Source organism: Pseudomonas sp. NFACC10-1, from assembly GCF_900119195.1.
In the GTDB taxonomy this organism is placed as follows: Bacteria; Pseudomonadota; Gammaproteobacteria; order Pseudomonadales; family Pseudomonadaceae; genus Aquipseudomonas; species Aquipseudomonas cerasi.
In genome coordinates this window covers 1-19,328 of sequence record NZ_FPJB01000008.1, presented here as the reverse complement: position 1 = coordinate 19,328, position 19,328 = coordinate 1, and the positions used below count along the sequence as shown (strand labels likewise).

The 19,328-nt window shown below is 60.1% G+C and carries 17 protein-coding genes; 13 read left to right on the top strand and 4 right to left on the bottom strand.

Annotated features, from left to right (window positions below; translation table 11 throughout):
• The first annotated feature begins 122 nt into the window (after positions 1–122).
• Positions 123–932, top strand: coding sequence for a glycosyltransferase family 2 protein (locus BT119_RS21060; protein ID WP_054081550.1), 810 nt, complete (start codon positions 123–125; stop codon positions 930–932).
• 65 nt (positions 933–997) lie between these two features.
• Here the strand turns inward: BT119_RS21060 and BT119_RS21055 are convergent, their stop codons facing one another.
• From BT119_RS21055 to BT119_RS21045, 3 genes are all read right to left on the bottom strand, one after another.
• Positions 998–1,693, bottom strand: coding sequence for a sensor histidine kinase (locus tag BT119_RS21055; protein ID WP_044309047.1), 696 nt, complete (start codon positions 1,691–1,693; stop codon positions 998–1,000).
• Positions 1,690–3,291: a tetratricopeptide repeat-containing response regulator gene (locus BT119_RS21050; RefSeq protein WP_003370034.1), complete on the bottom strand. Its 1,602-nt coding sequence runs from the start codon at positions 3,289–3,291 to the stop codon at positions 1,690–1,692. The genes BT119_RS21055 and BT119_RS21050 overlap by 4 nt, the downstream gene beginning before the upstream one ends.
• A gap of 400 nt (positions 3,292–3,691) precedes the next feature.
• Entirely contained in the window at positions 3,692–4,366 is a 675-nt protein-coding gene (locus BT119_RS21045; protein WP_003436066.1) for a TIGR04211 family SH3 domain-containing protein, read from the bottom strand.
• Positions 4,367–4,818: 452 nt separating this feature from the next.
• On the opposite strand from BT119_RS21045, the gene ppnN reads away from it, so the two are divergent.
• On the top strand, positions 4,819–6,192 hold the full coding sequence (gene ppnN / locus BT119_RS21040) for a nucleotide 5'-monophosphate nucleosidase PpnN (protein ID WP_003436065.1): 1,374 nt from the start codon (positions 4,819–4,821) through the stop codon (positions 6,190–6,192).
• Between the two features lie 51 nt (positions 6,193–6,243).
• On the opposite strand, the gene BT119_RS21035 is transcribed toward ppnN, so the two are convergent.
• Positions 6,244–7,113: a helix-turn-helix domain-containing protein gene (locus BT119_RS21035; protein WP_044309050.1), complete on the bottom strand. Its 870-nt coding sequence runs from the start codon at positions 7,111–7,113 to the stop codon at positions 6,244–6,246.
• A 153-nt stretch (positions 7,114–7,266) separates the two neighbouring features.
• Between BT119_RS21035 and pobA the strand changes: the two genes are divergently transcribed.
• The 11 genes from pobA to BT119_RS20980 form a co-directional block, all read left to right on the top strand.
• Positions 7,267–8,451: a 4-hydroxybenzoate 3-monooxygenase gene (gene pobA, locus BT119_RS21030; protein WP_003370026.1), complete on the top strand. Its 1,185-nt coding sequence runs from the start codon at positions 7,267–7,269 to the stop codon at positions 8,449–8,451.
• A 214-nt stretch (positions 8,452–8,665) separates the two neighbouring features.
• Positions 8,666–9,991: an MFS transporter gene (locus tag BT119_RS21025; RefSeq protein ID WP_072366879.1), complete on the top strand. Its 1,326-nt coding sequence runs from the start codon at positions 8,666–8,668 to the stop codon at positions 9,989–9,991.
• Between the two features lie 170 nt (positions 9,992–10,161).
• A complete protein-coding gene (gene dapA / locus BT119_RS21020) occupies positions 10,162–11,040 on the top strand; it encodes a 4-hydroxy-tetrahydrodipicolinate synthase (RefSeq protein WP_003370023.1) in 879 nt (292 codons plus the stop codon).
• A 10-nt stretch (positions 11,041–11,050) separates the two neighbouring features.
• Positions 11,051–12,220 carry an iron-containing alcohol dehydrogenase gene (locus tag BT119_RS21015; protein WP_072366878.1) on the top strand — a complete coding sequence of 390 codons (1,170 nt, stop codon included), beginning with the start codon at positions 11,051–11,053 and terminating at the stop codon, positions 12,218–12,220.
• The gene (locus BT119_RS21010) at positions 12,217–13,476 is read left to right on the top strand and encodes a four-carbon acid sugar kinase family protein (protein WP_072366877.1); all 1,260 of its coding nucleotides are present in this window, start codon (positions 12,217–12,219) and stop codon (positions 13,474–13,476) included. Before BT119_RS21015 ends, BT119_RS21010 begins: the two co-directional genes overlap by 4 nt.
• Positions 13,469–14,491, top strand: a complete 1,023-nt coding sequence (gene pdxA, locus BT119_RS21005) for a 4-hydroxythreonine-4-phosphate dehydrogenase PdxA (RefSeq protein WP_003436046.1) — start codon at positions 13,469–13,471, stop codon at positions 14,489–14,491. Before BT119_RS21010 ends, pdxA begins: the two co-directional genes overlap by 8 nt.
• Before the next feature lie 78 nt (positions 14,492–14,569).
• Entirely contained in the window at positions 14,570–15,994 is a 1,425-nt protein-coding gene (locus tag BT119_RS21000) for a sodium:solute symporter family protein (RefSeq protein WP_044309054.1), read from the top strand.
• Complete coding sequence (locus tag BT119_RS20995) at positions 15,981–17,105, top strand: sialidase family protein (RefSeq protein ID WP_003370014.1); 1,125 nt, start codon at positions 15,981–15,983, stop codon at positions 17,103–17,105. The genes BT119_RS21000 and BT119_RS20995 overlap by 14 nt, the downstream gene beginning before the upstream one ends.
• A gap of 54 nt (positions 17,106–17,159) precedes the next feature.
• Complete coding sequence (locus BT119_RS20990; protein ID WP_072366876.1) at positions 17,160–17,846, top strand: SDR family NAD(P)-dependent oxidoreductase; 687 nt, start codon at positions 17,160–17,162, stop codon at positions 17,844–17,846.
• Positions 17,847–17,885: 39 nt separating this feature from the next.
• Positions 17,886–18,656 carry a DeoR/GlpR family DNA-binding transcription regulator gene (locus BT119_RS20985; protein WP_003436038.1) on the top strand — a complete coding sequence of 257 codons (771 nt, stop codon included), beginning with the start codon at positions 17,886–17,888 and terminating at the stop codon, positions 18,654–18,656.
• Between the two features lie 302 nt (positions 18,657–18,958).
• Positions 18,959–19,328, top strand: a 370-nt coding sequence (locus tag BT119_RS20980) for a toxin VasX (protein ID WP_371857181.1), incomplete at its 3' end; no start/stop codon positions are given.

Sequence of the window (19,328 nt, the reverse complement as noted above, 5' to 3'; positions counted from 1 at the left end):
AAATATTGCAATCCACCGCGTACATACGTCGATTGACGTCAGCGCAGGCCTGAACCACTCGCCACGCTGCGACGCCAATCAACAAACAATCATGCTAACGCCCAAGAGAACAGAGGATCACCATGATCAATGGTCAAAAGGTTGGCTGCGGAATCGTCACCTATAACCGTCCTGCGCTGCTGAAAAAACTTTACGATTCCCTGCCTGCCGAGATCATCGACTGCGTTGTCATCATCAATGACGGCGATGTGTATCCGGAGTTTTCCGCGTATGACAGCGAGGTTTTCTTCAATAACGAAACCAACCTCGGCGTTGGAAAATCCAAGAACAGAGCCTTGTCGCGACTGATGGATGCCGGGTGCGAGCATCTGTTCCTGATCGAAGACGACATCTACATAAAAAGCCCGGAAGTCTTCGAGCTTTATATTCTGACTTCGACACTGACCGGTATTCAGCACCTCAATTACAGCCAGCATGGCCTGATGAACAAGACGCCGTCCGGCGAGGCCAATGCGGTGTACAAGATTGACTACGGCAACGGCATCAATCTGCCCTTGTACCGCCATTGCGTCGGTGCGTTTTCCTACTATTCCAGACGGAGCCTGGAAGCGGCCGGCCTGATGGACGAGACGTATCACAACGCCTTCGAACACGTCGATCACACCCTGGCCATCATCAACCAGAACATGCACCCGCCGTTCTGGTTTTTTGCCGACATCGATAATTCGCAGCTGTATCTGGGGGACGAGCCCTGGACGCTCGAGGGCTCAACGATCTCGTCCGATACCCTGCATCGGCAAAATGCTCTTGCGGCCATCGAGCACTTCACGCTCAAGCACGGCTGCGAACCGGTCAGACATCCGTTGGCATCTGATCAGGACCTGATGGACAGCCTGAACAGCATCAAACAGAACTTCGGGCTGAATATCTAAGCGCCGAATACGCCCCGCAATCCTGACAAGGCGTTGCGGGGTGCTCTTGGAAAGGCTGCGGCCTCTCAGGGCAGGGTCATACTGAACATCGCCCCGCCCAGCACGCCGCCGTTGGCGATTTCAATGCGCCCGCGCATGCCGTTGCGTACATGCAGCCGGGCAATGTGCGCAGCGAAATACAAGCCCAGGCCGGTACTGCCGCTGCCCTGGTTGATGCCCTGCACATAGTCGGTCTGGCGTTCGATCAGATACGCCGGGTAGCCGGGGCCATCGTCATTGATGGTGATCTTCAGCTGCCCGCCTTCATCACCGACACTGACAACAATCTGCTCGCGGGCAAAGCCGATGGCGTTGACGATGATATTGCCCACCACCGAGCCGATCAGTTCGCGGTCGAAAAAGCCCAGGGGGCTAACCACATCGATCGCATGACGCGCGGCAATCCCGCGGCTGGCCAGCACGTCCTGATGATGGGCCAGTTGCGCTTCGATGAAATCGTCCAGTTCGTGGTAGTCCGGACGCAACGGCATCTGGTTGACACCCAGCTTGTAAAGACCGAGCAACTGCACGAGCATCCCGTTGAGGTTGGCGAACTCGTAATTGATGACGCCATGCTCCGGCGTATCGCGCTGCTGGACCGAAAGCTTCGCCTGCCACTGGCTGTGTGCCTGGATCAGCGTCGCCAGCGAGTTCTTCATGTCGTGCACCGTGGAGGCGATCACCATGGAAAAGTCGAGGCCCTGCTCTGTCTCCTCACTCATGCGCTGAATGCCCTCTCCCTGAGTTTCTGGTAGCGCTCATAGCGTGGATCGCTTTCCGGGATCTTGCCAAGCATGGTCAGGCTGGCACGGCACTCGTCAATTCCGGCCTGGCCCAGATTCTGGCCAGGGTGAAGCAGCGACTGCACCATGTTCAGCGCAATACTGATGTTCTTTGGCTGCAGCCCCAGCGCACTGCGGAAAAATGCCTGTGCTTCCGTAAGATTGCCGGCCTTGTAGCTGCGCACGCCTTGCAGGTTGAAATCGACAGCCGCCTTGCTGGCACCCAGAATCGCCGGATCATCGGTCATGCTGGCAATGCTTTTCATCACCGCAGGATCATCGCCATAGGCTCCCGCACAACTCTTCAAGACGCCGGCACCGGCCTCTTCCTGACCAAGCTTCTTCAGTTGCGCAGCCACCATCAGTGCGGCATCGGCACTGAGCACCTGCTCCATGCCATCCAGTCTGGCCATTGCCTGCTCGGTCAGCTTGGCTGCGGTTTCCGGGTCCGAATGCTGCAGGCTGGCCGCTTTCATCAAGCGGGTGCGCACTTGCAGACCCTCGTCGTCGCCATGCTCCTTGGCCACGTCGACCAGGGCGTTGTTGATCTCGACACGGGTGCGCGCATCGAGCCCCTGATCACCGCCTTTGCTGATCAGCGCATGCGCCAACCCCAGGTTGGTTTCCGGATCCTTGAAACGCGAATGCTGACCTTGGGAGACGGCCTGGCGATATGCCTTGGAAGCGCTTTCGAAGTCCTCGTTGCCCAATGCCAGCTTGCCCAGCAGCTTCTGCCGACGCACCGCCAGCGGCGACAGGCGCACTGCGCTTTCCAGCACGGACTGCGCGCGCTTGCCATCGCCAAGCGCGACCAGCACATCAGCCAGGCCATCGAACAGCGCAGGCATGGTCGGAAATGCCTTGATTGCCTGTTCGTAGACAGCCTGCGCCTCGGCGGTCTTGCCGCGCTTGAGCAGCAGGCTGCCCAATGCACCGTAGGCCCACGGCGTGGCCCGATCGGCCAGAATGGTCTTGAGGAACGCTTCCAGGGGCTCGTTCTGCTTCAGGTCACGCAGGGCATCGGCCTTGTAGCGCAGGCACAACGGCGCATAACGTGGGTCCTGCTCGATCAGCTTGTCGCACGCGGCCAGTACTTCGGCCGGTTTGCGGCGGTCGAGGGCCTGCAGAATCGGCTTGAGCAAGGTCTTGCGCTGCACCAGCTTTTCCAGGCGCTGGGCCAGCCCGGCGCGGTTGAACGGCTTGGTCAGGTAACCATCCGGCTCCCACTCAAGCGCACTCATGACCATCGCCTGACTGTTTTCGGCAGTGACCATGATGAATACGCTTTCGTAACTCAGCAGCCGCTCGATCATCAGGTCTTCCAGCACTTGCTGACCGTTCTTGCGACCATCACCCAGGTTGAAATCGTGCAGCACGAAGTCATAACGCTTTTGCGAGCACATGCGCAGAGCCTGCTCGCCGGTGTCGGCGGTGTCCACTTCCTTGACGCCCAACTCACGCAGCATCGATCTCACTGAACTGCGAAAGTCAGAGAAATCATCAACGATAAGAAAGCTTTTTTGGTTGTACGCCAGCATCCGGATTCCTGCACAGGAGAGGGTGAAAATATGAGACCCGCGGCCTGAAAATCATTCAGGCCCGACTCGGCAGCCCATTTTTCAGGACGCACATAATAACTGATGGCAAAGAGCCATAACACAACTTGCCGGTCCCCTCCTCCTATGCGTCAGCGCACGAGGTTGAGGGCGACACTCAGTTTTTCGACCATCCACGCAGAAACTGTAGAACGAACATCAACTTCGCGCACGAACCCTGTGCCAGGCAGGCATAAAGAGTGTGGGCTGTATCTTGATTGCGGCAGGGGAAAGGCATTTTCGGAGAGGTCCGTCACACATCGGCTGCGCACTCGATAAAACGCACAGCGTGGCGGACAACATGCCAGCGCGGGACGCTGGCATGTGAGGTGATCAAGGTGGTTTACACCCAGCCGTCGTTCTTCTTACGGCCCTTGGTCAGCGCCGGAAGGATCAGGCCGACCAGCAAGCCGGCACCGGCAATGCTGCCGCCGTAGACCATGTAACGCATCATCACTTGCTTGTTCTCATCGCCAAGTCGTGCCTGAGTCGCACGCAATTCAGCCTGAGAGTCGGCCAGTTGATCGTTGAGGGTCTTGGTGCGCGCCTCCAGCTCATCGACCAGTTTCTTGCGCGCGTCCAGCGTTTCCTGCATGCCCTGCACGCGAGTCTTCCAGGTGTTGTCGATGCCCGCCAGCTGCTCGGTCAGATCGGCGACCTGCTGAGTCAGTTGTGGGACACGCTCGGCCTGGCCAGGGACTTCCTGCAAGTCGCTGCTCGGAATCCACACCGTGGAACCGCCTTCGCCGCGCACCTGGCTGAACTTGCCCGAAGCGCTGAGCAGCTCGACCTTCTGCCCGGATTTCAGCGTTCCCACAATCCGGTGATCATCGGTTGGTCCGCTGCGTACATAAGTCGTAAGACTGTCGCTAACCCAGCGATCGCTGCCTGCGGCCTGTGCGCTGCCAGGCACGACAACGGTCAATGCAGCGCCAACCAGGCCTGCGCCGAGCAAGCGACGCGAAACGACGAACAGGCCAGGGGCTCGGGAAAGAAGTGCGGAAAAATGACGAGACATGGCGATAATTATCTTTATCTGAAATGAAAATAAAGCCTCGTTTAACGGGCCGGCTAAGGATGGGAGCGGCAAGTGATCAACGGTTTTGCAACTCCTGCCCGGACGGAATGTCTGCCTATCAGGCGCGCTGAAAAAGCACCTGATGATCCCTTTCGTGCAGGCCGTCCAGAAAGTCCATCAGCTAACAGACTCCGTTAACGGGGTCAGGTTCACTATTGCCCGTTGTCCGCGTCAAAATTCAGCCGCACGGTCATGCGAAGCAAGTGCCTGCTTTCAAAAGAATTCACCTGCCGATTCAATCCTGCGATGACGCACAACGGCTCAAACAGGGGACGTCTGCGGTCCGGCGTTTGCTTTCCCGGCCAAGTGCTGTAGAAAAGGCTCCACAGGGGTGAATGTTCTCGATATTCACCATCCTGATGCTCGACTGCATCGCTCTAATGGAAAATAGAATGATCCCAAGACAAGTGATTAACGCCACCGTAAGCCCGAAAGGCAGCCTTGAAACCCTGTCCCAACGTGAAGTGCAGCAGCTCAGCGCGGCCGGTTCAGGCAGCACCTATACCCTGTTTCGCCAGTGCGCCCTGGCCATTCTCAATACTGGCGCCCACGTCGATAACGCCAAGACCATTCTTGAAGCGTACGAGAGTTTTGAAGTCCGCATCCATCAACAGGACCGCGGCGTTCGCCTGGAGCTGCTCAACGCTCCGGCCGATGCCTTCGTCGACGGCGAGATGATCGCCAGCACCCGCGAAATGCTGTTCAGCGCCTTGCGCGACATCGTCTATACCGAAAGCGAGCTGGACAGCCAGCGCATCGACCTGAGCAATTCCCAGGGCATCACCGACTACGTGTTCCACCTGCTGCGCAACGCTCGTACCCTGCGTGCCGGTGTCGAGCCGAAGATGGTGGTGTGCTGGGGCGGCCATTCGATCAATACCGAAGAATACAAATACACCAAGAAAGTCGGCCACGAACTGGGCCTGCGCAGCCTGGATATCTGCACCGGCTGCGGCCCCGGCGTGATGAAAGGCCCGATGAAAGGCGCGACCATCGCGCACGCCAAGCAGCGTATCGTCGGCGGTCGCTACCTGGGCCTGACCGAGCCGGGCATCATCGCCGCCGAAGCGCCCAACCCGATCGTCAATGAGCTGGTGATCCTGCCGGACATCGAAAAACGCCTCGAAGCGTTCGTCCGCGTCGGTCACGGCATCATCATTTTCCCCGGTGGCGCAGGCACTGCCGAAGAGTTCCTGTATCTGCTGGGCATTCTGATGCACCCGGACAACAAGGACGTGCCGTTCCCGGTGATCCTGACCGGCCCGAAAAACACCGAGCCGTACCTGCAGCAACTGCACGCATTTGTCGGTGCTACGCTGGGTGAAGAGGCGCAGCGCCACTACCAGATCATCATCGACAACCCGGCAGACGTTGCCCGGCAGATGACTCAGGGCCTTAAGGAAGTGAAGCGGTTCCGCCGCGAGCGTAATGACGCGTTTCACTTCAATTGGCTGCTGAAGATCGAGGAAAGCTTCCAGCACCCTTTCGATCCGACCCACGAGAACATGTCCAGACTGCAACTGAACCACGATGTGCCGACTCACGAACTGGCCGCCAATCTGCGCCGGGCGTTTTCCGGCATCGTCGCCGGCAACGTCAAGGACAAGGGCATTCGCCTGATCGAACAGCACGGTCCTTATCAGATCCACGGCGATCCATCGATCATGGGCCCGCTGGACAAGCTGTTGCAGGCCTTCGTCGATCAGCACCGCATGAAGCTGCCAGGCGGCGCGGCGTACGTGCCGTGCTACCAGGTCGTGACCTGACCGCACAGCGACCTGCGACAAGCCAACGGGGTGCTCTTGAGCACCCCGTTTCTATTGCTGCCGACGAAATGCCTTGGGTGATTGCCCGGTAGCGCGCTTGAAGAAACGCGAAAAATACGCCGGCTCGGAAAAGCCCAGGCTGTCTGACACCTGATTGATGGTCAGGGTGGTGTAGATCAGGTTGCGCTTGGCCTCCAGCAGCAAGCGCTCACTGATGATCTGCAAGGCCGACTGGTTGCACAGCCGCCGACACAGAGCATTCAAATGCGCGGCGCTGATGCCCATCGCTTGGGCATGCTGGTCAATCGACCAGTGCTCGCGAAAACTCGCTTCCAGTTGATGCATGAACACCTGCAAATGCTCGCGGCCGCGATCCATGGCGTGAGTCTCTTCGCCAGCACCTTCACTGCTGCGCCGACTGAGCCACACCGCCAGCACACTGACCAGCGAGTGCAGCATCAGATCGCGGCCCGCTCTGGGCTGCCGGTATTCATTGGCAATGGCATTGAACAGCGTGTCGACATAATCGCTGTCCGCCCCGAGCGCATAGCAGCGGGCAGCGCTAAGGGCAGAGACGTCGAGCGCAGCCTCGAGTTGCTCTACCAAGGGTCTGGCCAGGCTGAGAATATGGCCCTGAATATCTCTGGAAAACCTGAAGGTGTGCACGCTGAGTGCGGGCACGACCTGCAACGAAGGCATCTCGACCTCGCTGACCCGGTCCTCGACCTTGAGCATCGCCTTGCCCGACTGCACGTAAAGCAGCTGGACCAGATCGCCATGCCGATGCGGCTTGATCTCCCATTCGTGAATCCTGCTGCGCTCGGGGATCGACTCACAATGGATCAGATCGGGGGTCGGCCAGGCCGCGGTTTCCCCATAGAGTTTGAACACCGGTATCGCTGCTGTGGCAGGTCTGGCCATGTCGTCCTCTCTGGTCCGGACCCTCGAAAAGTCCAGATAATGCAGCGGATATTGCCTTCTTATCTCGACGGCATCCATTAAAAATGCAGGAGACAAAAACAAACATTTCCCGCTGACTAAACCTGGCAGGGATCAAAAGACAGGACTATCGCCATGAAAACCAAGGTTGCCATTATCGGTTCAGGCCCTTCCGGATTGTTGCTGGGCCAACTGTTGCAACGTGCCGGCATCGATAACGTCATCGTCGAGCGCAAGGACCCCGACTACATCCTGTCGCGCATCCGCGCCGGCGTGCTGGAACAAGGCATGACCGACCTGTTGCGTGAAGCGGGCGTCAGTGAACGCATGGACGCAGAGGGCATGATCCATGACGGTTTCGAGCTGGCGTTCGCCGGTCGTTGCGAGCGCATCGACCTGAAGAGCCTTGCCGATGGCAGGACGGTGATGGTCTACGGCCAGACCGAGGTCACCCGCGACCTGATGGCCGCGCGCGCAGCCAGCGGTGCAATGACGATCTATGACGCCGCAGACGTCAAAGCGCACGACCTCAAAAGCGATAGTCCGTACCTGACCTTTGTGAAAGACGGCGAGACCGTGCGCCTGGACTGCGATTACATTGCCGGCTGTGACGGCTTTCACGGCGTGTCACGGCAATCGATTCCCGCCGACGCCCTCAAGGTATTCGAACGCGTTTATCCGTTCGGCTGGCTCGGCGTACTGGCCGATACGCCGCCGGTCAACGAAGAGCTGGTCTATGCCAATCACCCGCGCGGCTTTGCCTTGTGCAGCATGCGCTCGGCCATTCGTACCCGCTATTACGTGCAGGTCAGTGCCGACGAGAAGGTCGAAGACTGGTCGGACGAGCGCTTCTGGGATGAACTCAAATCCCGCCTGCCCGAGCAGCTGGCAGAGCGCCTGGTCACCGGCCCGTCCATTGAGAAAAGCATCGCGCCGCTGCGCAGCTTTGTGGTTGAACCCATGCAGTACGGTCGCCTGTTCCTGCTCGGCGACGCCGCGCACATCGTCCCGCCGACCGGTGCCAAGGGGCTGAACCTGGCGGCCAGCGATGTAAGCACGCTGTACCGCATCCTGCTCAAGGTCTATCAGGAAGGCCGCACTGACCTGCTGGAAAAGTATTCACAGATCTGCCTGCGCCGAGTGTGGAAAGCCGAGCGCTTCTCTTGGTGGATGACGTCGGTGCTGCACAACTTTCCCGACACAGACGCGTTCAGCCAGCGCATCCAGCAGACCGAACTGGACTACTACGTCGGCTCGGAAGCCGGGCGCAGGACCATTGCCGAGAATTATGTGGGCTTGCCGTATGAGGCTGTCGAGTAGAGCATTGGCCCCGGCGCAATGATTTTCGTTGCGTGCTGACATTCGCGGCAAGCCATAAGCTCCCCGGGGGCACGCGTTGTGCAATCACACAACGCGTGCCCCCTGCCGCCGTGCAAAACCCCAAAGCGTTTTTGTCACTGCCCACCTATGATCAGGAGTGCATCCAGTAGCTATCCGGCTATATAAAAACAACAAGCACAGAGGAACACCCGCCATGACACCTCTCTCGACCCACGAGGTGGGCGACGCCGAAGGCAATCATGTCTACCGTCGCATCACCCTGCGCCTTATCCCGTTTATCTTCATTTGTTATCTGTTCAATTACCTCGACCGCGTGAACGTGGGCTTTGCCAAGCTGCAGATGCTCGATGCCCTGAGTTTCAGCGAGACGGTCTATGGCCTAGGTGCCGGTATCTTCTTCATTGGCTACGTGCTGTGTGGCCTGCCCAGCAATCTGGCGCTGAACCGCTTCGGGCCGCGTCGCTGGATCGGTCTGATGATGATTACCTGGGGAATCTTCTCGACCTGCCTGCTGTTCGTCACCACGCCGGTCGAGTTCTACGTGCTGCGCTTTCTGACCGGCATGGCAGAGGCCGGCTTCTTCCCCGGCATCGTTCTGTACCTCTCGCGCTGGTATCCGAACCAGCGTCGCGGACGGATCATGGCACTGTTCATGTCGGCCATTCCGGTCTCCGGCCTGCTGGGCGGTCCTTTTTCCGGATGGATTCTCAACCATTTCGCTGCGGGCCAGGGCGGAATGGCCGGCTGGCAATGGATGTTTCTGATTCAGGGGCTGCCGACCGTGGCGCTGGGTGTGCTGGCCTTCGTTCTGCTGTGCGACAGGGTCGAGGATGCCCGCTGGCTGACGCCCGCGCAGCGTCAGCGGGTCAAGACCGATATCACCAACGATGAACTGAGCCGTCCGGTGCACGGCAAGAGCTCGGTGGCTTCAGTGCTGACCATGCCGTTCATATGGATTCTGGGCTTTATTTACTTCTGCATTCAAAGCGGCGTCTACGCGATCAATTTCTGGCTGCCGTCGATCATCAAGAACCTCGGTTTCAGCGATGCACTGGTGATCGGCTGGATCAGTGCCGTGCCGTACCTGATGGCGGGCGTGTTCATGCTGCTGGTCGGCCGCTCCGCCGACCTGCGTAATGAGCGCCGCTGGCATCTGGTGGTGCCAATGCTGATGGGCGCGACCGGCCTGATCATTGCCGCCAACTTCGCGACGCTGCCCATCGTTGCCATCATCGGGCTGACTATCGCGACCATGGGTGCGCTGACCAGCCTGCCGATGTTCTGGCCATTGCCAACCGCCCTGCTGAGCGCCAGCGTTGCCGCAGGCGGGCTGGCGCTGATCAACTCGATCGGGCAGATGGCAGGCTTTCTCAGCCCTTACCTGGTGGGCTGGATAAAGGATCAAACCGGCTCGACTACCCTGGCGCTGTATTCACTGGCCGCGCTGACCATCGTCGGCAGTCTGGTGGCCTTGCGGGTCAGTCGTTCGTCGGCAATCGAGGTGGCTAGGCCCGCCTGACCTTTTCGATACCCTCATCTGGAGCCAGGCCTTGTGCCTGGCTTTTTGATCGGTTCTTTCATTTTTACTGCATCACCCCACTCCTTCGTGAAAAAAACGCTCAAAATGCTTGCCAGTAATGATCGATTCAATCACTATCGTTTTACTAAAAATAAAACGAGAACCTGGCCATGCAATTTCGCGGCATCATTCCAGCTCTGGTCACGCCCTTCACCGAAGATCAGCAGCTCGACGAGCAGGCCCTGCGCAATCTGATCGAAAACCTTCTGAATGCAGGTGTTCACGGGCTTTTCGTACTGGGCACCAACGGTGAGTTCTTCGCCCTTTCCGAAGCGGAAAAACTAAAGATCGCTCGTATTACCGTCGAAGCGGCGGCAGGACGCGTACCTGTCGTGGTCGGCACCGGGGCATTTGCCACGCACGAAGTGATTGAAATGAACAAAAAGATGATCGATGTGGGCGCCGATGCCCTGTCGATCATCACGCCGTACTTCAATGCTGTCAGCCAGCGCGAGCTGATCAAGCACTACACCAGCATCGCCGATGCGTCCGAACTGCCGCTGATGATGTACAACATTCCGGCCAAGACCGGCATGTCGATCGGCATGGATGCCGTGGCCACCCTTAGCCAGCATCCGCAGATCAAGGGCATCAAAGACAGTGCTGGCAACTTCGATGCACTGGTGCAGATGATGAAGTACCGCAGCGACGACTTCGCGGTATTCGCCGGAACCGACTCGCTGATCCACTGGAACCTGCTGGCCGGCGGTGACGGCGCGGTGGCTGCAACCGCCAACGCGGTGCCGGGTCTGGTCATGTCGATCTGGAACCACTTCCAGTCGGGCAATCATGACGCTGCCCGCGCCGCGCAGGAGTCCCTGCGCCCGCTGCGCGATGCCTTCGCGCTGGGCACCCTGCCTGTAGTGCTGAAAACCGCCACGCAACTGCTCAATGTACCGGTCGGCCCCTGCCGTGCGCCGGTACAGCCGCTCGACGCCGCCGCGCTGGAAAAACTTCACAGCCTGTTGGCCGTTTACCGCCAAGCCTGAGGTCATTGCGATGTCTGCTACCTACCATTTCCAGACCGTGAAGCATGTTGTCCACGGTCCCGGCAGCCTGGATCTGCTGGGCGAAAAGCTGCCACTGCTCGATGTGCCGGTCAGGACCGTCATTCTGGTCACGCAAAACGCCATGCATAACCTTGGTGTCACCCAGCGCGTCACCGATCAGCTACGCGACCTGAATATCCGCGTGCACATGCTCGACAACGTCGAAATCGAACCGACCCTGGAAAACATCGAACGTGTGTTCCGTGACGACGTCGCTCCGCATGCGCCGGACGCCCTGATCGCCATCGGTGGGGGCAGCGTGCTGGATGCCGCCAAGCTGTTCGCCGTCATGTTGACCAATGACACGCCACTCAGAGACCTGCTGGGCATCGACAAGGTGACCCACCCCGGCAAGCCCATGGTGCTGGTGCCCACCACATCCGGTACAGGATCGGAAGTGACACCCAACGCGATCGTCACGCTGCCCGATGAAGAACTGAAGATCGGTGTGGTCAGCCGCCATCTGCTGCCGACGCTGGTGATTCTCGATCCATTGCTGACCCTCAGCCTGCCCCGAGCGATCACTGCCGCGACCGGAATGGATGCCTTCACGCACTCGCTGGAGTCCTTCATTTCCACCAAGGCCAACCCGATCAGCGATGCCTTTGCCCTGGAGTCGATGCGTCTCATCGCAGTCAGCATTGTCGAAGCCTGGCAACAACCGGAATCAGTGCGCGCTCGCGGCGACATGCTGCTGGGTTCGATGTACGGCGGCCTGGCGCTGACGGCTGCCGGGACCGCTGCAGTGCATGCGCTGGCCTACCCGCTGGGAGGCAAGTTTCACGTCACTCACGGCGTAGCCAACGCCATGCTGCTGCCCCACGTGATGGCCTTCAATCTGGACAGTTGCGCCGAACGCCTCAAGCGCGCGGCACTGATCTGCGGTGTAGCACAGCAGGACGACAGCAATGAGGCGGCGGCCCACAAGCTGATCGAACAGATTCGCCAATGGACTCAAGTGCTGAACATCCCGCAGAACCTGCGTGAGTTTGGCGTGGCCGAAGAGCATCTGGCTGACATGGCCGTGGCGGCCTCAAGGGTCACCCGCCTGATGACCAATAATCCCAAGGCGCTCAGCCTTGACGATATCCAGCAACTGTACCGGTGCCTGCTGCCATGAGTCACGTCGAGTTTCCCGGCCTGTTGATCATCGCCGATGACTTGTCCGGGGCCGCCGATTGCGCGGCGGATTTCGCCTCGCGGGTCGATACCCATGTGCTGCTGAGCAACGGCGCCCCAGACCTGCAAGGGGTCATCGCCTTCGATACCGATTCGCGTCGCCTGGCGCCGCAACAGGCCGCCGAACAGAACCGCGTAGCGCTGCAGCAACAGTCCCGCGCAGGCATGGCGCTGTACAAGAAAATCGACTCGACACTGCGCGGCAATATCGCCAGCGAGGTCGATGCCTTGCAGAGACTGCGCGGCATGGCGCTGGTCGCTCCGGCGTTCCCGGCCATGCAGCGCACCACCGTGATGGGTGTGCAATTGATAAATGGTGTGCCGGTCGATCAAAGTGATGTGTGGCGCAACGAGCACCTGCAGGGCACCGGCGACCTGCTTGAGCTGTTTGCCGCGCAGGGCCTGCACACGCAATGGCTGGGGCTCGATGCCATTCGCGACCCTGCCGGTCTGAAAACCGCTCTGCGCAGCGCGCTTGAGCAGGGTGTGCAGGTGCTGGTCTGCGACGCTGAACTGGACAGTGACCTGCTGCGTCTGGCCGACGCGTCAGTGGGCTGGCACGACGAGCTGTTCTGGGTCGGCTCTGCCGGGCTGGCTCGCCATCTGCCACAAGCGTTCGGTCTGGCCGCAGCCCTGCCGATCAGTGTCAGACCACGCTCACCGGTGCTGACCGTGATCGGCAGCATGTCCCGGCACTCTCAAGCCCAGGCCGACAGGCTCGCGCACGCCAGTCAGGCACTGTGCCTGACGCTGCAACCTTCGACGCTACTCAATGAAGAGAGGTGCACCGAGCGCGATGCCCTGAGCGAGCAGCTTCAGCAACACCTCGCCGCCGGGCAGGATGTACTGGTGCGCCTCGATCAACAACAGCGCGATCCAGCCCAGGCAGCCACCTTGAGTCACGCGCTGGCGCAATGGCTGGCACCCGCCCTGCCCCATGCAGGCTCGCTGATCGCCACGGGCGGCGAAACCGCCAGGGCGATCCTGATTGCCGCCGGTATCGAACGCCTGATGCTGTCTGGCGAACTGGCCACCGGCGTGGTTCTGGCCGAAGCGCAACTGGGCAGGCACACACTCAATGTAGTGACCAAAGCCGGCGCTTTCGGCGACCCCGACACGTTGCTTGACGCCTGGCAACGGCTCCACGCACCGGCTGCGACCGACACCCCTTTCAACGAGGAAGCTTCCTATGTCTGAACGTCCCGTCATTGGTATCACCATGGGCGACGCCGCCGGGGTGGGACCGGAAATCATCATGAAAATGCTCACCCACGCCTCGGTGTACGCGACTTGCCGACCGTTGGTGATCGGCGATGCGCAACGCCTGGAAGACGCCAACCGCATCGTCGGCAGCCAACTGCGCGTCAACAGCATCGCCAGCCCGGCAGAAGCGCGCTTCATTCAGGGCAGCGTGGACTGCATCGACCTGGGTCTGATCCCCGCCGACCTGCCTTATGGAAAACTCTCGCCGGTCGCCGGTGATGCGGCCTTCCGCTATATCGAGCGTACGGTGCAACTGACTCAGGCCGGCGAGCTGGATGCGATCTGCACCGCTCCGTTGAACAAGGAAGCCCTGCACGCAGGCGGGCATATCTTCCCCGGTCACACCGAAATGCTCGCGCACCTGCTGGGCATCGAAGAAGTGTCGATGATGCTGATGACCCCGACATTACGGGTAATTCACGTCACAACCCACATCGGCATCATCGACGCCATTGCGCGCATCGAACCTGGGCTGGTCAAGCGCACCATCGAGCGCGCCAGAGAGACGCTGACCCGCGCAGGCATCGACAACCCGCTGATCGCGGTCTGTGGCATCAATCCTCACGCCGGGGAAAACGGCCTGTTCGGCTATGGCGAAGAAGCCACCAAGATCCAGCCTGCGATTGATGAACTGCGCGCCCGTGGCTGGCGCGTGGAAGGCCCGCTGCCCGCCGATACGTTGTTCTTCCGTGCCGGACGCGGCGACTTCGATGCCGTGGTTGCGATGTACCACGATCAGGGCCACGGCCCGGTCAAGGTCATGGGTCTGGAGGCCGGGGTCAACGTGACCATCGGCCTGCCGGTGATCCGCACCTCGGTGGATCACGGCACCGCTTTCGACATCGCCGGCAAGGGCATCGCCGACGAACGCAGCCTGATCGAAGCCATGCGCCAGGCCGTGGAGCTGGCCACCCGAAAACGCGACACCCGCAATTCCATCGCCGTCTGAGGTCGTTACCGGTACTGACCCAACGATCCCCAGCGGCACCCCATAACGCGCCAGAACAAAAACAATGGAGCGAGACTGATGGATACCTTCAACGCGCAAGACACCTCGATCATCATCGGTATGGTGGTCGTCTACATCCTCATAACCACCTGGATGAGCATGCGCCTGCGCAGCAAGACCAGTGAGCAATACATGGTCGCCTCGCGCACCATGCCCGCCTTTGTCGTCGGCGTACTGATGATGTCCGAATTCATCGGCGCCAAGTCTACGGTCGGTACGGCACAAGCGGCCTTCGAAAGCGGTTTTGCCGCCTCCTGGTCAGTGATCGCCGCAGCCATCGGCTTCCCGCTGTTCGGACTGCTGATGGCGCGCAAGCTGTACAGCTCCGGCGAATTCACCATTTCCGGCTTCATCGCCAAAAAATACGGCACCTCCACCAAACTCGCAGTCTCGATCATCATGATCTACGCGCTGTTGCTGGTGAACGTCGGCAACTACGTCAGTGGCGCGGCGGCCATTGCCACGGTTCTGAAGATCAACCTGACCACTGCGGCCTTCATTACCGCGATCATCAGCACGCTCTACTACGTGTTCGGCGGCCTGAAAAGCGTGGCTTACATGAGTATTCTGCACACCGGGGTGAAATACATCGGCGTGCTGATCGTGCTCGGCGTGGCACTGAAAATGACTGGCGGCTTCAGCCCCGTGGTGCAGAACATGCCCGAGCATTACTTCACGTGGGACGGCGCCATCGGTGGTTCGAAAATCCTCGCCTGGATCATCGGCACGGTCGGCGCGATTTTCTCCACGCAGTTCATCATTCAGGCCATCTCCTCGACGCAGAATCAGAACGCAGCACGCCGCTCGACCTTCTATGCCTCGCTGCTGTGCATCCCGATTGCCCTGGCGCTGGGCTTCATCGGTGTCGCGTCCAAGTACCTGCACCCGGAAATGAGCAGCCTGTACGCGCTGCCGATCTTCCTGCAATCGATGAGCCCGGTATTGGCAGGCGTAGTGACCATCTCGCTGGTCGCTTCGATTTTCGTCAGCGTCAGTACGGTAGCGCTGGCCATCGCCTCGCTGGTCGTCCGTGACTTCTACGTACCGTGGCGCAAACCGTCCGTGGATCAGGAATTCAAAACCACACGCCTGATCGCGTTGGTGATCGGTTTCGTGCCGCTGTTCTTCGTGTTCTTCGTCCCTGAAATCCTCAACCTGTCATTCTTCACTCGCGCCCTGCGCCTGTCGATTGCCGTTGTCGCCATGATCGCCATCTACCTGCCGTTCTTCGGTTCGGGCCGAGGCGCCACGCTGGGTCTGATCGCCTCAGCGATTACCACCAGCGTCTGGTATCTGTTGAACAACCCTTACGGCATCGACAACATGTACATCGCCCTGGTGACACCTGCCATTGTGATTGCCATCGAGCGCCTGCTGCCCCAGTCCGCGCCGAGCCAACCTGCCAATCCTGTAGAAACCGAGGTCCCCCATGCCAACCGCTGATACCCGTCAGGACGCGTTCCTGCCAACGCCTTACGCACAGAACCATGCGGCAAACCTGCACGAGCTGGCCGACGGCACAGTGCTATGCACCTGGTTCGCGGGGACTCAGGAGGGTATGGCCGACATCTTCGTACTGCTGTCGCGCCGTGACCCGGTGACGGGCGTCTGGAGCGAGCCCCGGAAAATGTCCGAAGACTCGACCCGCTCCGAACAGAACCCGATTCTGTTTCAAGCACCCGACGGCCCGCTGTGGTTGATCTGGACCGCACAGATTTCCGGTAATCAGGAGACCGCGATCATCCGCCGTCGCCTGTCGCTGGACCACGGCCAGAGCTGGGGGCCTATAGACACCCTGTTCGACGAGCCGGGCACCTTTGTACGCCAGCCGCCAGTGGTACTGGATAACGGTGACTGGGTATTGCCGGTCTGGTACTGCATCACCGGCCCCGGTGAAAAGTGGGTCGGCAACCATGACGTCAGTGCAGTAATGATCTCCACCGATCAAGGACACAACTGGTCACGCCACGACGTGCCTGACAGCACCGGCAGCGTGCACATGAATGTTCATCAGTTGGCGGATGGTAGCCTGCTCGGTCTGTTCCGCAGCCGCTGGGCAGACTTCATCTACAGCAGCCGGTCCAGCGACCGGGGACGAACCTGGAGCGTGCCGGCACCGACCGAATTGCCCAACAACAACTCGTCGATCCAGTTCGTGAGACTGGCGACGGACGAGCTGGCACTGGTCTATAACCCTGTCAGCGCCGACGGCCACGCCCAGCGCCGCGCCTCGCTGTACGACGAAATCGAAGACGAAGGTGACGAGCGGATCACACCGGGACCGCGTGAGGACGGCAAGGCTGCAGTGTGGGGCATCCCCCGTGCACCAATGAGCCTGGCGGTCTCGCGGGACGGCGGTGGTACCTGGCCGACCCGTCTGGACCTGGAGCTGGGCGACGGCTTTTGCCTGACCAACAACTCACAGGAAAAGCTCAACCGCGAATTCTCCTACCCCAGCATCATCCAGGCCGCGGATGGCAGCCTGCATGTCGCCTTCACCTACTTCCGACAGAAGATCAAACATATTCACTTGCCGCTGAACGCGATCCGTTGACCCACCCGCGTCGATCAGCCTGCTGCCGATCGACGCCTTTGCGGAACCCATGCCATGCCCGAACCGATTCAGTCCGTACTCGTCACCGGTGCCAGCTCCGGCATTGGCAAAGCCATTATCACGCGCTTGCTGACACAGGGCTTGCAGGTCACCGGTCTGAGCCGCCGCACGCCAGACCTGGAACACAAGAACTTCACCTGGCGAGCGTGCGACCTCAACGACTTCAACGCGCTGGACGCAGCCCTGCAGCAAACACCGCGCATCGATGCACTGATCCATGCGGCCGGCTTCATGCGCACTGCAGCGCTTGGCGAACTGGACGATGCCGATGGCCAGGCGATGTGGCATCTGCATGTGGCCGTTGCCAGCCACATGGTCAATGCGCTTTACCCACGCCTGCGCGACGGTGCCCGTATCCTGATGATCGGCAGCCGCACCATGCAGGGCGCGGCGCAACGCAGCCAGTACGCAGCGACCAAGGCGGCGCTGCAAGGCATGGTTCGCTCATGGGCGATCGAGCTGGCCCCGCGTAACATCACCGTCAACCTGATCGCCCCCGGCGCGACCGAAACGCCGATGCTGCTGGACCCGGGACGCAGTGGCACGCCGCCGCGAAAGCCTCCGATAGGCCGCTTCGTGCAACCCGAGGAAATCGCCGGTCTGGCGGCGTTTCTACTCGGCCCCGACGCGGGTGCAATTACCGGGCAAAGCCTGGTGGTGTGCGGCGGTGCGTCGTTGTAAGGTTGCATTCCGCTTCCAGGCTTTAGTGCAAGGGCTGTAATGAAAGTCGCCAACCGTCGTCAAGCGATACTCGAACTGGTTCTTTCCGGCAAATCCAACGTGGACGAGCTGTGCGCCCAACTCGGCGTCTCGGAAGCCACGGTTCGCCGCGACCTGACCGCCCTGGCCGAACACGGCTTGATCCTGCGCACCTACGGCGGCGCGGCACACGTCGGTCAGCGCGAGCCGGAAACTTCCCTGGAAGAGCGCAGCCGTCAGCACAGCCAGGAAAAAATGGACATCGCCCGTGCCGCACTGGCGCACATCGAGGATCACGACACGCTGTTTCTCGAAGGCGGTACCAGTACCAGCGCGCTGGCGCACATTCTCAATCAGCGGCGCGGGCTGCATGTGATCACCAATAACCTGCTGGCGCTGAGCGATCTGGCGTTGATCCCCGATGGGCGCATCACCGTGCTCGGCGGCACGCTGCGCGCATCGAGCATGTCGACCTATGGCGTGGCGGCGCAGGCAGCCCTGGAACACCTGAGTGCCGACAAACTATTCATCAGTGCCGATGGCGTGGTAGCGGAGCTGGGTCTGTGCGAGGCCAGCGCCGAACAGGCGTATCTAAAGGAAAACATGGTGGCACGTGCCGCTCAGGTCTTCGTCCTGGCTGACGTCACCAAGCTGGGCCGAGCTCGTCAGCAGCACTGGACACCCTTGCGCCAGCCCTGGACGCTGATTACCAACCCGGTGGATGACGAATCCCTGCTCGCTCCGTTCAAGGCACGCAAGAGTATTCAGGTGGAAATTGCACTGCCTGCCTGATTCGGCAAACGACCTGATTTCCTGTTCGTGGCACTTGGCGCGGGCCGTGCAGACTTTTGCGCACCCAATACCTAAATAAAATCGACCAAGGCTTGTACTCAAAGCGATGCAGCGAGCATGCGCGAGTCAGCGCACGTGTGCAGATACTTGCGCACTATTTCATGCTTTTCTTGCTCGATGTCTTTGCTTTAAATTCCTATCTATTTGTTTTTTATAGATAAGTAGACAGTCGGCACACATCTTGGAATGCACCTCTGCATACAGCGGGCGATATCGACCGTTTCTGCGCAGAGATTCCATGCATGACCGACAAATCCGGCACCCATACTCAACGACGTGCTGCAACGTTCGCCAAAACTCCCGCCACGGCCACCAGCCTGTGTCCCTTCCGCGGACCTGACGTCGCCATCGTGCCAGTGCGCTATGCGCTGGATCGCTCCCGCTACGATACCGCTCCCCAGAAGCTGAAACCGCTACTCAAGGGCAGCCGCTGGGCGGTGATGCCGAAGCTGAAAACACGCAGCTATACCCTTCGCCAGCTGTATGACGGTTACGTATATGTCTATGACGAGACTGCCGAAACGTTGCACGAGTACGCGGTGTCAGCCGCCACCGGCAACCTGAGCCGTATTGTGTGGGCCGATACGCAGCTTGGCAGTGACCGGCGAAGCG

Bases quoted from the DNA above. Each gene is read 5' to 3' on its own strand.
- BT119_RS21060 (WP_054081550.1), top strand. From the start codon at position 123: ATGATCAATGGTCAAAAGGTTGGCTGCGGAATCGTCACCTATAACCGT.
- BT119_RS21055 (WP_044309047.1), bottom strand. From the start codon at position 1,693: ATGAGTGAGGAGACAGAGCAGGGCCTCGACTTTTCCATGGTGATCGCC.
- BT119_RS21050 (WP_003370034.1), bottom strand. From the start codon at position 3,291: ATGCTGGCGTACAACCAAAAAAGCTTTCTTATCGTTGATGATTTCTCT.
- BT119_RS21045 (WP_003436066.1), bottom strand. From the start codon at position 4,366: ATGTCTCGTCATTTTTCCGCACTTCTTTCCCGAGCCCCTGGCCTGTTC.
- ppnN (WP_003436065.1), top strand. From the start codon at position 4,819: ATGATCCCAAGACAAGTGATTAACGCCACCGTAAGCCCGAAAGGCAGC.
- BT119_RS21035 (WP_044309050.1), bottom strand. From the start codon at position 7,113: ATGGCCAGACCTGCCACAGCAGCGATACCGGTGTTCAAACTCTATGGG.
- pobA (WP_003370026.1), top strand. From the start codon at position 7,267: ATGAAAACCAAGGTTGCCATTATCGGTTCAGGCCCTTCCGGATTGTTG.
- BT119_RS21025 (WP_072366879.1), top strand. From the start codon at position 8,666: ATGACACCTCTCTCGACCCACGAGGTGGGCGACGCCGAAGGCAATCAT.
- dapA (WP_003370023.1), top strand. From the start codon at position 10,162: ATGCAATTTCGCGGCATCATTCCAGCTCTGGTCACGCCCTTCACCGAA.
- BT119_RS21015 (WP_072366878.1), top strand. From the start codon at position 11,051: ATGTCTGCTACCTACCATTTCCAGACCGTGAAGCATGTTGTCCACGGT.
- BT119_RS21010 (WP_072366877.1), top strand. From the start codon at position 12,217: ATGAGTCACGTCGAGTTTCCCGGCCTGTTGATCATCGCCGATGACTTG.
- pdxA (WP_003436046.1), top strand. From the start codon at position 13,469: ATGTCTGAACGTCCCGTCATTGGTATCACCATGGGCGACGCCGCCGGG.
- BT119_RS21000 (WP_044309054.1), top strand. From the start codon at position 14,570: ATGGATACCTTCAACGCGCAAGACACCTCGATCATCATCGGTATGGTG.
- BT119_RS20995 (WP_003370014.1), top strand. From the start codon at position 15,981: ATGCCAACCGCTGATACCCGTCAGGACGCGTTCCTGCCAACGCCTTAC.
- BT119_RS20990 (WP_072366876.1), top strand. From the start codon at position 17,160: ATGCCCGAACCGATTCAGTCCGTACTCGTCACCGGTGCCAGCTCCGGC.
- BT119_RS20985 (WP_003436038.1), top strand. From the start codon at position 17,886: ATGAAAGTCGCCAACCGTCGTCAAGCGATACTCGAACTGGTTCTTTCC.